This is a genomic window from Corynebacterium sp. KPL2850, assembly GCF_040225855.1.
Classification (GTDB): Bacteria; Actinomycetota; Actinomycetes; order Mycobacteriales; family Mycobacteriaceae; genus Corynebacterium.
The window spans coordinates 17,417-30,978 of sequence record NZ_JBEHFV010000006.1 but is presented as its reverse complement, the minus strand read 5'-3'; the positions used below and the strand labels follow the sequence as shown (position 1 = coordinate 30,978).

Sequence of the window (13,562 nt, the reverse complement as noted above, 5' to 3'; positions counted from 1 at the left end):
AGAGTCTACTACGATTGGCAGGGATGACTAACCAAGAACAAGGCTCCGCGCAAGGCCCCTCCAAAGGAGGCGGCCGTAGCCGTAACCGGCGCCGGCGCCGGCGGCGGCCGGATAACCGCACGCGCCGCAACACCCAGCAGCGCAGGCAGCAACGCGGCGGCAATAATCACGGCACCTCCACCGTCATGGAGACCCGCGATGAGACATCTGCGGGCGGGCTCGTAATCTCCGGGCTGGCCGAGTGCGTCGACGGCAACGGTAAGGCGGACCTGTCCCGCGTCTACGTAGCGCTGATTGGGCGCTTAGACCGCCGCGGGCGTTTATTGTGGTCCATGCCCAAGGGGCACGTGGAAAATGACGAGGCCAAGGAGGTCACCGCAGAGCGCGAGGTATGGGAAGAAACCGGTATTTCTGGCGAGGTTTTCGCTGACCTCGGCGTGATCGATTATTGGTTCGTTTCTGATGGCGTCCGCATTCACAAGACGGTGCACCACCATCTGCTGCGCTTTGTGGACGGCATCATGAACGATGAGGATCCAGAGGTTACCGAGGTGTCCTGGGTTCCCGTTTCTGAACTCATCGAGCACTTGGCGTACGCGGACGAACGTAAGCTCGCGCGCATCGCGCACGATCTCCTCCCGGATCTCGCACGAAAGGAAGCCGACGCAGGGAAAGCGACCCCACGCTAATGCACAAGCGCCTCAGATCACTCGCCGCGGCTGGCGGTTGCGCGGTACTTGCCGGTTGGGGATTGTTCTTACCAAGCGCGGCGGCCCAAATGGACTCTGTCCCGGACGAGCAGAAGGATATCCAAGCCTGGTTGGGCGCGCGCGGGCCGGAGCGCGCCGATCTGGATCTTATCGATGCCCAGCCCTTTACCGTAGGCACTGACCTGCAGCTTCGCTTCCGCGTGCATAACCCCACCGATCAGCCCTTGGAAGATCTGCAGGTAACTAGCCGCCGCGGCGATAGCGTGGCCGATGCGGCAGAAGCGCGTACGGAAATGGCCACCGGCGATTTTCCTTATTATGGCTCGGGTATGACGACAGCACCGCTGCAGCCAGGGGAAACCCGGGAGATAAGCTTCACCGTGCCCAGTGGCTTAGATGCCGAGCGTACCTTGGCAATCAATGAACCCGGCGCCTATCCGCTGTTATTTACCCTGACCGGCACTCTCGAGGGCGATGCGGTCAGCTTGGCAGAGGAACGCTTTGTGGCCCAGTTCTCTGGAGACGGGCCGACAGATGCCGGACATACCGCGGCAGCGGAAGAAGCGGCACCAGAAGAAGAACACGACGAAGCCGAAGAACCCCAATCGCACGATCTCACGGTGGTCTATCCCATCAGCGCGAACTTAAACATCGTCCCCGGCGGGCTCGGGGGAGAAGAGCTCATCTTGTCCTCCGATGAGTTAGGGCACGAGCTGCACGAAGGCGGCCGCCTCGATAAGTTGGTTTCTACCTACGAGGATCATGACCTGCAAGGGGCAGGCTGTGTGGCCATCGACCCCGCGCTGCTCGATACCGTCAACCGCATGTCGCAAGGCTATACGGTCAATTCCACTCGCCCCGCGCAAGGCGATCGCCCCAAGCGCCTGCGCGATTCCTGGTCGCACGGCAGTGACGATGACAAGGGAGAACCGGGCCAGGCAAAAAATGACGCCGAACGGTGGCTGGAGCGCCTGCGCGAGTTGGATTGTTTCATCGCCATGCCCTGGGCCAATGCGAATGCCTCTGCGGTGGCAAGGGCCAATAATCCCGACCTCCTCTTTGAAGGCTTGCAACGCGGCAACCAGACCATCGAGCGCGTCCTGGGTAAGGCGCCGGCCAGCAATATCCTGGCGGTAGGTTCCGGTTATATTGACCAAAAATTGCCGGTTCCGTCCCTGGTTGCGGATAATTCGAACTGGTCCGGCGAGGCCGCGACTTTCGATGCCTCCCTTGGCGCCCTGCTATCCCAAACCGGCTCCAAGCCACAGACGGTTGGCTATTCCAACCCGGAGCTGCGCTATGACTACTCCAAAGATTCTGCTTTATCTCGCGCCATCACGGGCGGGGCGGCCCTCAGTCTCGCGGGCGGGGAAGATACCGTGGCCAAGCTTCCGAACTACCTTGACCCAAGCGCTGCCGAGCACGCACTCGCCGCCGCAGAAGACCTGCTCAAGTCCGGCCACTCCCGCCCCCGCGGGATCAGCGCGGTGGAATTGCAACAAGGCGATCCCAACGCTCCTACCGGTAGTCCCTTTATCGATCCGGCGGTCTTTTCGGAGCCGGAATTGGCCCGCGTTGAGCAACAGGCGCGCTATACCGATGAGCTGATGAATATCGTGGTCGATGACCCTGATATCACCATGACGCGCTCTGAATTCGTGCTGCCGCTGCGCCGCGATCTCCTCAACTCGTTATCGCTTAATAATCGCGAAAGCTTGGGCACCCACGCCGCGGCGCGCGAGTCCTTTTCCCGCACCATGGAGATTCACTCCAATACGCTGCGGGATCTGCGCGATTCTGTCTCCCTCATCCCCCCGGGAAATGTTTATACCCGCGTATCTGAGTCATCGCCGCTGCTCATCGTGGCCGAAAATGGCCTGCCGTTGCCGGTGGAGGCAAAGCTGCAATACGATGCCCCCGATGGCGCGCGGCTCAACACGCCCAAAAGCGTCCGTATTCCCGCTAAGGGCTCTATTACTGTATCCATGACCGCTGATATGCCGAAGGACGCGGATCGCACGGACATTGGGCTGTGGCTGGCCACTCCTAAAGATCAGACCATTTCGCAGCCCATCACTATCTCCGTGCAGACACGTGCCGGTATCGTAACCTTATACGCTGCCGGCATAGCCGGCGCTCTCGTGCTGGTTTTGGCTACGCTCTTTCGGCTTGGCCGTCACCGACGCAAAAATCACAAGGCTGAAAAGTAAAAGTTGAAGTTGTATCCTCTATGACCGAAAAAGATGGCCGCCAGGCCCACCACGCGGAGAAGGCACCTGCGGGCGCGGTAGACCCTACGGATACCGCCCCCAATGCGGAAGAGAACCGGGTCCCGGTTACCGCCGGCGCGCGCGGCCGCATCGTGCGCGCCTCTCCACCCGCACCGGTACCAGAAAAGCGGCCCAAGCCCTCAGTGCAGAACACGACTGTTCCCCCTGAGGAAGATAAGTCCGCACTGACTGGCCGCAATGCGGAGATCGAGGCCTCCAATCAGGACGTGATCCGCGCGACGGGAACGATGGCCATTGCCACGCTGCTCTCGCGCATCACCGGCTTCCTGCGGCAGATGCTGATTGGCGCCACCCTTGGTGCCACGGTGGGAACGGCCTTCAGTAGCGCCAACCAGATCCCCAACCTGGTCACCGAAATCGTGCTGGGCGCGGTGCTGACCTCACTGGTGGTTCCGGTCTTGGTGCGCGCGGAGAAGGAAGACTCGGACCGCGGCGAAACCTTCGTCCGAAGACTTTTTACCCTGGCGTTTTCCATCCTGGGCATCGTTACCATCCTCTCCGTCATCTTCGCGCCATTATTAACGAGGATGATGCTGCCTGAAGATTCCAAGGCCAATGCCGTGCAGGCAACATCATTGGCCTTCTTGCTTTTGCCGCAGATCCTGTTCTACGGCCTTTTCGCCCTCTTCCAGGCGGTCTTAAATACCAAGAATATCTTCGGCCCTGGTGCCTGGGCGCCGGTGGTCAATAACATCATTTCCATCAGCGTCCTCTTGGCGTATCGCTTTTTGCCAGGCCGCCTCGACCCGCACGAGCCTACGCCGGTGGCGGATCCACACATCATGCTGCTGGGTCTGGGCACCACCACTGCAGTGATCGTGCAGTGCTTGATCCTTGTGCCGTATCTGAAGAAGGCCGGCATCAACCTGCGCCCTAAGTGGGGCCTCGATGCCCGCATCAAGCAATTCGGCGGCATGGCGCTGGCCATTATTACCTACGTGGCCATCTCCCAGTTGGGTTACGTGGTCACCTCCCGCGTGGCCGCGTATGCCGATGCCGGTGCGCCGCTGGTGTACCAGAACGCATGGCTGATGCTGCAGGTGCCCTATGGCGTTATCGGCGTGACCTTGCTGACCGCCATCATGCCGCGGCTTTCGCGCAATGCCGCCGATGGCGATGTCGATGCCGTCGTGCGCGACCTTACCTTGGGTACCAAGCTGACCTTCATCGCGCTAATCCCCATCGTCATTTTCATGACGGGCTTCGGTGTGCCCATCGCCCGCGCGCTGTTCCAATACGGCGCCTATGGTGCAGATAGCGCGGAGCAGCTCGGCCTCACCATCAGTTTTTCCGCCTTTACTTTGATCCCCTATGCGCTGGTGCTGCTGCACCTGCGCGTTTTCTACGCCAGGGAAGAGGCGTGGACGCCCACCTTCATCATTGCCGGCATCACGCTGACCAAGGTTGTGCTGACCTTGCTGGCGCCGCTGATGACCAGCAACCCGGACCGAGTGGTCATCCTCCTCGGTACCGCCAACGGCTTCGGTTTTGTCTCCGGTGCGGTCATCGGCGGCTTCCTGCTCAAGCGCAAGCTAGGCAGCCTAGGCGGCAAGGCCGTAACCCAGACGGTTGTCTGGTCCGCCGGCGCCGGCGCGGTGGGTCTGGTTGCCTCGTGGGCGCTGTACTGGATCGCGCAATTGGTCTTGCCGGAGCAACTGCCTTCGATCGTCTCGCTGGTCAAGGTCGTCGTGCTGGGCATCGTCTTTGTGATTATCACCGGGCTCGTCCTGTCCAAGTCCTCCCTGCCCGAGGTGCAGAACCTGGCCCGCGCCCTCCAGCGCATCCCGGGAATGTCCCGGTTCATCACGGTGGACAGTTCCAAGGCCATCGAGGTCGAGGAACCAGACCTGCAGGAAATCCAGCCGGTCTATACGCAGGATTCCTTCAATGCCACCTTGGTGCCGCCACCGATGTCCGCGGGTATCGTCCGCGGGCCGCGCTTGGTCCCCGGCGCCCCTGTCTCGGACGGTCGCTTCCGCCTCTTGCAGGATCACGGCGCTGTATCCGGCGCTCGGTTCTGGCAGGCCCGCGAGCAATCCACCGGCCGCCTCGTGGCGCTGACGTTCGTCGATACCAATACCCAGGCGCCCATCGCGCCATCGACGCCTACGGTCTCTGCCCGCCGTTCGGCCGAAATCTCCCGCAATACGCGGCGTTTGGCCGAGCTCAACCTAGAGACCATGGCGGATAATATCGAGATTTTGTCCTACCGCACCGGCTGCCTGGTGGTGGCGGATTGGTTTGAGGGCACCTCCCTCAAGCAGGTGGCAGAGGCGGATAACCTCGACCCCAATTCCGTCGCCCGCGCTACAGCGCCGCTGTTTGCCGATGCCGCCACGGCCCACGACGCCGGCCTCATCCTCGGCGTGGAGCACCGCGACCGCTTCCGCGTATCCACCTCCGGCATCGTCAAGGTTGCCTTCCCCGCGGTGCTGGATGGGACGTCTGCGGAAAGCGACCGCGAGGCCCTCAGCTCCGCGCTGAGCATGCTGGTTGAATCCACCGAACCATCGCCAAAGAAGCTGCGCGATATTTCCGATGACGCCAACCTCACCGCCGATGAGGCCGCAGAACGCCTCGAAGCAGCACGACTGGCCTTTGATGCCGCGGATGCAGAGACCCGCGAAGAAAAGCTGGAAGAGCTGCAGGAAGCAGAGGGGTTGACCTCGGCGGGCATCGCCAAGCGCCTGCGCGAATTCGCCCCAGAAGAGCAGGAAGAAAAGACGGAGGCCCTCCCCGTGGTCGTTGAAGATGAACCCTCGCAGGAAGAGGATCCGAAGCAAGAACCCGGCTTTGGCGGCCGCGGTTACTCGGGCTCCGGCGTCGTGGTCATCGGCATTTTCGCCACCATCTTTGTCGTGGGCATGGCGGCGCTCACGACGTGGATCATGTCCCTGCTCAGCGATGTGGAAAAGACCGGTTCCGTTACCGAAACCGTGCAGGGCTCCACGGTGATCCCGGATACCCCGCCGGTGCACCTCAAGGAACCGTCCGCTATCACGGTGCCAGACGGCGAGGATAATGAGCAGCTTACCGATGGCAAGACGATCACCACCTGGTCCACGAAGGAAACCGGTTCAGGCGCCTTACTCACCCTGGATAACCCGGCCCATCTTTCCGTCATGACCGTGACCCACACCAGGTCCAATGGCGCGCACTATGAAATCTATGGCGTCAACAAAGACGATTTCGATCCGGAGCACCCACAGCTGAGCTCTCTTCCCAAATTGGCGGAGGGCAAGTTCAAGCACGCAAACGAAGACTTGGAGCTGAAAGAAACGCCTCAGCAATTCGATGCCGCGCTCATAGTCATCACAGAACTGCCTAAGTCAAAAGAGGTTACACTGGGGGAGGTCCAGCTTGTAGGCCATCCTTAAGACCGAGGTCAACGAGTTGGAAAAAGAAATTTTACTTCAAGGCTTGACTAAATTGCCCAGTCAGGTATCGTGGTTGGTGTTACATCAACAACAACGTTAGGAGAATCAATTATGTCCCTCGCAGCAGGTACCTACACCATCGACAAAGAGCACACCGTCATCGGCTTCGTTACCAAGCACGCCATGGTCACCAAGGTGCGCGGCAACTTCGGTGAATTCGAAGGCACCATCAACGTCGCCGAGAACATCGCCGACTCCACCGCAGAGGCCACCATCAAGGCTGACTCCATCTCCACCGGTAACGAGGACCGCGATGGCCACGTAAAGAACGAAGACTTCTTCAACGTGGAGCAGTACCCAGAGCTTTCCTTCACCACCACCAACGTCAACGTTGACGAAGACGGCAACGGCACCGTCACCGGTGACCTCACCATCAAGGGCACCACCAAGTCCGTCGACCTCAAGGTTGAAGAGGTCGCTACCGCTGAGGACCCATTCGGCAACTTCCGCCTGGGCTTCGAGGCACAGACCAAGATCAACCGCAAAGACTTCGGCATCGACTTCAACGCTCCGCTCAAGACCGGCGGCGTCCTCGTTTCTGAAGACATCAAGATCGAGCTCGAGGTTTCTGCCATCAAGCAGTAATCGCACTTCTTTGAAAACCTTGGGCTCTCACTGCCCCTGGTTACCAACAACTAAAGCCCGCGCCGCGTACCCACTCGGCCGCGGGCTTTAGTCGTATTCCCCAGGCAAATCTTTCAGGTTTGGTGCCTTGTCTGGGCAATTACTCGGCCAGCACAAAACAACTCCACAACAACTTCAAACAACTTGAATTTATACCTTGAGCTGCAGGTATGAAGAAGCGACCGAATTATATTAGTTGAGAGTTGTGTATAGTTATTTCAAACAACTTCTGGGTTCCGCGAAGCCCCCAAGTATTCGCGAGTTAGCACCCCCGCCGGAAGTAGCAGTTTGCCCAAAATATCGAAGTTAGGCTGGGTTTTTAAAGAAATTCCTAGGTCCCTCGTTTACGACCCTGGAATCGCCGCGCGATTTTAAGGTAAACAACTTCAAACAACTTGCTACTCTTCTGACCAGCACATCTGTTGTAATCGAATAATTAAGCTTCGAGGAGTTGTGCACAAGTTGTTTGAAACAACTTGTGCTAGCATTCATTTATGTCTGAGGCAGAATTGCAGGCCGTTTACGCAGCTCTCAAAGCTATCGAGGAAGGTGCTACCGCCGATAGCCAAGAGAGTCAGGTTTTGGACTTCAAAGAAGATCCCGCAACACATCCACAGAATCGAAACCCAGATGCTTCACTTACTGAATTCCTCATTGATGAAACCATATGCTTTTCCAACGCGAACGACGGGGTTTGCCATATCGTCTTGGGCGTTTCAGATAAAAGGGCAGGTGCCGCAGCTTTTACCGGAACCTCACGCAGCATCGAATGGATTGAGCAGAAAATATTTAATGGTACTCAACCTGGAATCAGAGTAGAAGGAACTGAACTTAACTATTGCGGTCAGCGGCTTATTTGTCTGCGAATTCCCAAGGGGTTGACACTTTACCAACGCCCGAAAGGGCAGGCCAGCATTCGCAGAGGCACCTCGTGCGTGCCACTTTCTGAAGAAGAGCGGCGCTCCATCGCCTTTCAGCGCGCAAATCCGGACTTTTCTGCAGCTGAGTCCCGATATTCTTTCGAAGATTTGGATGCTACAGCCATCGATCAAGCGCGCCGGCTCCTCAAAAAAGCACGATCGGCTTCAGGTTCCTTAGATCGAGTACCCCACACGACCAATGAACTACTTTCCGAGCTCGGTCTTCTCACCCGCGATGGTCAGTTAACCTACGCCGCAGAAATCCTGTTCATTACTCCAGCCAACAGTCGAACTACCATCAGACACTTGGCCCGTGAGGTACCTGGAGGAGATCCCCAGGCCACGGAAATATCTGCACCTTTGATCACCGCCTACCTGAGGCTAAAAGAGCTCGTAGCAACCGCAGCACGAACAGAAGTTGCACGCGTGACCTTCCCAAATGGGCAAGAGATTTCTATCCCAGCCTTTCCTGAGACCGCAGTGGACGAGGTCATTTCTAACGCTCTCGCACACAGGGATTGGGATGCTAGTAGTGCAGTAGTCATTGACCAATCACCGACAGCGCTTACTGTGTGGTCACCAGGACCGTTGCCAGTGGGAGTCACAGAAAAGCGAATCTTAACTACTCAATCGATTCCCCGCAATCCGCGACTCATGGTTGCCTTAAGAATGCTGGACCTTGCAGAGGAATCTTCACGGGGTTTCGACCGCATGTGGGCAGCGATGTTAGCTAGTGGACGCCATACCCCGGCTTTGCATACAGCGGAGAATTTTGTCGAAGTAAGCCTATCTTCTGGTGAGGTAGACAAGGACTTTGTCTATGCGTTAGCTAAATTAAACGACCATTACCCGGACAAGGCGTTCGAAAGTATCAATGGGTTACTTATCGCACGCCAACTCATGGATCACAAGATTTTGCTCAACCGATCCACAGCCGCTCTAATGCAGGTCACCGAGCAAGAAGCCCAAGATATTCTCCAGTGGTATTCGTCTATTGGATACCTGGAAAGGCTTCGGAACGCCGGGGAATGGATCCTGTCTGGTGACGCGAGGAAACTCATGGGATTGAATAAACAAGGAGCAATTTCATCGGCCTCAGTGCAAGATTGGATTTTGGCACAGCTTGAAGCAGGCGAAGTACTCTCCGCACGGGAGACGGCCGAGGAACTAGGTGTCGACAGAAAGATGATAACTGATATCCTGCGCCATTTGAAAAAAATGGGACAAGCCACGATCGATCCATCGGGCCCACAAAGAGGCAGTAATACTCGGTGGATTGTCGCCGGTTGAAATGCTCCTCGCAGATTCAGGAGCACATCTTCCTGAGCCCAGCTTCTGCGGTAACTATAGTTTCTAACTATGACGACACAACGCGATAAAACCCAACACGAGCTGCTCCAGGAGCGCGCTGCAGCAGTAGACCTGCGGGCATACCACCTGCACCTGGATTTATCTCAGGTGAAGGAAAGCCCGACGTTCGGCGCGACGAGCCGCATAGAGCTCACCACCACCGAGTCCGAGCTTTTCCTGGACTACTTGGGAGAATCGGTAGAACAGGTTACGGTTAACGGTCAGGCGCGGGACGTCGACTTTGATGGCACCCTTATCAGCCTCCACGAGCTACCGGTGGGGGAGGAGCTAACCATTGAGGTCACTGGCGCCTCGCGCTACTCGCGTACGGGCCAGGGTTTGCACCGCATGCACGACCAGGCCGATGACGCGACCTATCTGTACTCGCACCTCGAGCCTTCCGATGCCCGCCGCATCTTCCCCTGCTTTGAGCAGCCGGATCTCAAGGCACCGTTCCATGTCACCATGACCGCGCCGAAGGACTGGCAGATCCTCTCCAATCAGCCCGAGATCGGGCGCGAGGAGCACGGGGACAATGCTACGGTTCGCTTCGCACCCACCCCGCCGCTTTCTACATACCTCACCTCTTTTGCCGCTGGGCCATATAAGTATCAGGAACGCATCTGGACCTCGCCGGATGGCGATCACTCCGCGCAGCTGCGCGCCTTTGCCCGCGCCTCCATGTTTGAATACTTGGACGAGGAGATTCTGGAACTTACCGCGCAGGGCATGGACTATTTCCACGAGAACTTCGGCTTTGCCTACCCTTGGGGCAAGTACGATTCCATCTTCGTGCCGGAATATAACCTCGGCGCCATGGAGAACCCGGGCCTGGTGACCTTTACGGAAAGCTATATCTTCCGCTCTAAAGCCACCCGCAGCCAGAAGGCCGCTCGCGCAAATACCATTCTGCACGAGATGTCCCACATGTGGTTCGGCGATCTTGTCACCCCGCAGTGGTGGGACGATCTCTGGCTCAAGGAGTCCTTTGCCGAGTTCATGGGCGCCGATGCCTCCGTGCACGCCACCGCCTACGAAGAGGCCTGGGTCAACTTCGCCGGCCAGCGCAAAAACTGGGCTTACCTGCAGGATCAGCTTCCCACCACACACCCCATCAAGGCCGAAATCCCAGACGTCGATGCCGCGCGCCAGAACTTCGATGGCATTACCTATGCCAAGGGCGCGGCGGTGCTCAAGCAGCTCGTGCACTACGTGGGCCGCGATAACTTTTATGCGGGGGCGCGGGATTATTTCCAGGAGCATGCGTTTGCCGCGGCCACCTTCGATGACCTGCTCACGGCCCTGAAAAAGCACACTGACCGCGACCTCGATTCCTGGTCAAAGGCATGGCTGCGCACCTGGGGTCCGGATACCCTCACCCCGGAACTGCACACGGAGGGTGAGAAGATCACCGAGCTCGCGGTGAGCGCCGAAGCCGAGGATACGACCCGCCCGCACCGCCTGAGCGTGGCGCTTTTTGATGCCCACCTGAACAAGTACCGCGAGTTCGACATCGACCTTCCCGCCGGCGGCCACCGCACCATCGTGGATGAGGCGGCAGGGGAGAAGGCCCCGACATTGCTGCTGCTTAACGATGCCGACCACACCTACACCAAGGTCCGCTTCGACGATGCTTCGCTTGCCACCATCAGCGATCACCTGTCCGAGGTCCAGGATGGACTCAGCCGCGCGGTCATCTGGACCTCGCTGTGGAACCTCACCAGGGATGGGGAGTGGAATGCGGAGGAGTACGTGGGCGTCGTCGCCAAGCACGCACCCGCAGAGACCAATGCCACGCTGCTGACCACCGTCTACGGCAATGCGCACTTTGCCATCCAGCACTATGTGGCCGAAGACCGCCGCGAACAGGTGCGCGCCGAATTCGCCGATGCGCTGTGGGAACAGCTCAGCGCCGCGGATCCAGGCTCCGATGCGCAGCTCATACTAGCCCGCACCGCCATTGCCGCGCTGGCCGCAACGCCGGAGGCCTCCGGTACCGAGCGCCTGCGTGACCTGCTCGCCGGCACGGTAGAGGGCCTGCGACTCGATCCGCAGATCCGCTGGTCCATCCTGCGCGCCCTGGCCGCCCGCGACGCCGTCGCACTGGATGAGTTAGAGGCAGAAAAGCAGCGGGATAATACTCTGACCGGCGCCGCCGAATTCTTGGGCGCTAGCCATGCCTTCCCCACGCCGGAGACCAAGCGGGCCGCCTTCGATAGCGCGCTGACGCCAGGGGAATATTCCAATGCGGAGGTCGATGCCCTGCTGGCCGGCTTCAACGCCCCGCGCTCGGCAAAGCTGCAAGAAGAATTCGCCGAAGAGTTCTTCCGCCGCGTCGAAGATATTTGGGATAACCACCCCATCGAGATCGCCAACCGGCTAATCCGCGGCCTCTACCCGGAAACTTCCATGGCGGAGTCCGCTACCACGGAACTCCTGCATAAGGATCTGCCGGGTGCGCTGCGCCGCGTGCTTCTGGAGTGCCGCGACCACCTGCGCCGCACCCTGCGCGTGCGCGCCCAACAGTAGGCGGTCAATAGACTGTACCGCTGCCGGCTCGCGCCGGAGTTCTCCCCGGGTCACAATTGCTTTAACACTTGTTGATCCGGGGGGAATCTACAGATGCCATTAAGTCCTGACCACAGCGACGAAGAATTAGTTGATGCTTTTATCGAGGGGGATAATAAGGCCTTTTCCGCCATCGTGGAACGCCACCGCAAGCGGCTGACCACTGTGGCGCGGCGTTATACAAGGAATGAATACGATGCGCAGGATGTCGTGCAAGAAGCCTTCCTGCGCGCTAGCTGCAATCTCCATAGCTACCGGCGGGAATCGGCCCTAAGCACGTGGCTGCACCGCCTGGTGAAAAACACCGGCTACGACTATTTAAACCACCGGGCTAATAGGGAAAACGCCTCGCTCGATAGCGATGATTTTGCCGATGATCGCAATCCGCTGCTGGCACACAACCCATCCGAAAATCTGGCGGAACAACTCGTCGTCCGCGAGGCCATGGAGCTTTTAAGGCAAGATCAGCGCGAAGCACTCATGCTTACCGATGTCGCCGGGTTCCGCGTCAACGAAGTCGCCACCGCCCAGGGCGTAAAGCCTGGCACCGTTAAATCTCGCCGGGCACGCGCGCGGGAGGTACTGCGTGAAGCCATCGGTTAACTACATCTCGATATCGCATCATTCTTGCATCAATTTCGCAGCCGCTAGCCTTTGCAATATGAACGTTTCGCAATCTGGCGGGTAGACTCTTGACGTTACGCAAAATGACACTGTGATTTTAGGGAGTTAGCAATGACCGTCCACGATGTTGCCATCGTAGGTTCCGGACCTGCCGGTTATACCGCCGCGCTTTATGCCGCTCGTGCTGAACTCAGCCCCATTGTATTCGAGGGATTTGAATACGGTGGCGAATTAATGAACACCACCGAGGTAGAGAACTACCCGGGCTTCCAAAAGGGCATCATGGGCCCAGAGCTCATGGAAGAAATGCGCGCACAGTCAATCCGCTTTGGTGCGGATCTGCGCATGGAAGTCGTCGACTCCGTTGAATTGGAGGGCGATATTAAAAAGCTCCACGTGGGCGATGAGGTTTTTGAAGCCCGCACGGTAATCCTCGCCACTGGCGCCGCACCGCGTCACCTTGGCATTCCCGGTGAGGAAGAGCTCTCCGGCCGCGGTGTTTCTACCTGCGCTACGTGCGATGGCTTCTTCTTTAAGGGCCACAATATCGCCGTCATCGGCGGCGGCGATTCCGCTATGGAGGAAGCTACCTTCCTGACCAAGTTCGCGGAGTCTGTCACCATTGTCAACCGCTCCGAAAACTTCCGCGCCTCCAAGATCATGCTGGACCGCGCCCAGGAAAACGAGCAGATTAAATGGGAGACCAATAAGGTTGTCGAGCGCGTGCTTGAGGATGACGGCAAGGTCGGCGGCCTAGAGCTCAAGGACGTTGAGACTGGGGAAACCTCCACCTTGGACGTGACCGCCATGTTCGTTGCCATTGGCCACGATCCGCGTTCGTCCTTCCTAAACGGCCAGGTGAAGCTCAATGATAATGGTTACGTTGAGGTTGACCAGCCCTCTACTAAGACCTCTCTGCCTGGCGTTTTCGCTTGCGGTGACTTGGTAGATGACCATTATCAGCAGGCCATCACCGCTGCAGGTTCTGGCTGCCGCGCTGCCATGGATGCGGAACAATTCTTGGCTGCAAACCGTTAG

The 13,562-nt window shown here is 58.5% G+C and carries 7 protein-coding genes and 1 pseudogene; all 8 read left to right on the top strand.

Annotated elements, in window-relative coordinates:
• Positions 1-26: 26 nt before the first annotated feature.
• Positions 27-689: pseudogene (locus ABRP93_RS03250) on the top strand (NUDIX hydrolase); the annotation flags it as partial.
• Entirely contained in the window at positions 689-2,920 is a 2,232-nt protein-coding gene (locus ABRP93_RS03245; protein ID WP_349886881.1) for a DUF6049 family protein, read from the top strand. The pseudogene ABRP93_RS03250 and the gene ABRP93_RS03245, both read left to right, overlap by 1 nt.
• A gap of 20 nt (positions 2,921-2,940) precedes the next feature.
• A complete protein-coding gene (gene murJ, locus ABRP93_RS03240) occupies positions 2,941-6,378 on the top strand; it encodes a murein biosynthesis integral membrane protein MurJ (RefSeq protein ID WP_349886879.1) in 3,438 nt (1,145 codons plus the stop codon).
• Between the two features lie 111 nt (positions 6,379-6,489).
• Positions 6,490-7,023, top strand: coding sequence for a YceI family protein (locus ABRP93_RS03235; protein ID WP_349886877.1), 534 nt, complete (start codon positions 6,490-6,492; stop codon positions 7,021-7,023).
• A 533-nt stretch (positions 7,024-7,556) separates the two neighbouring features.
• A complete protein-coding gene (locus ABRP93_RS03230) occupies positions 7,557-9,272 on the top strand; it encodes an ATP-binding protein (RefSeq protein WP_349886875.1) in 1,716 nt (571 codons plus the stop codon).
• A 69-nt stretch (positions 9,273-9,341) separates the two neighbouring features.
• A complete protein-coding gene (gene pepN / locus ABRP93_RS03225; RefSeq protein ID WP_349886873.1) occupies positions 9,342-11,861 on the top strand; it encodes an aminopeptidase N in 2,520 nt (839 codons plus the stop codon).
• A 93-nt stretch (positions 11,862-11,954) separates the two neighbouring features.
• Positions 11,955-12,503: an RNA polymerase sigma factor gene (locus tag ABRP93_RS03220; RefSeq protein WP_023024591.1), complete on the top strand. Its 549-nt coding sequence runs from the start codon at positions 11,955-11,957 to the stop codon at positions 12,501-12,503.
• A gap of 132 nt (positions 12,504-12,635) precedes the next feature.
• Positions 12,636-13,562: a thioredoxin-disulfide reductase gene (gene trxB / locus ABRP93_RS03215; RefSeq protein WP_005275966.1), complete on the top strand. Its 927-nt coding sequence runs from the start codon at positions 12,636-12,638 to the stop codon at positions 13,560-13,562.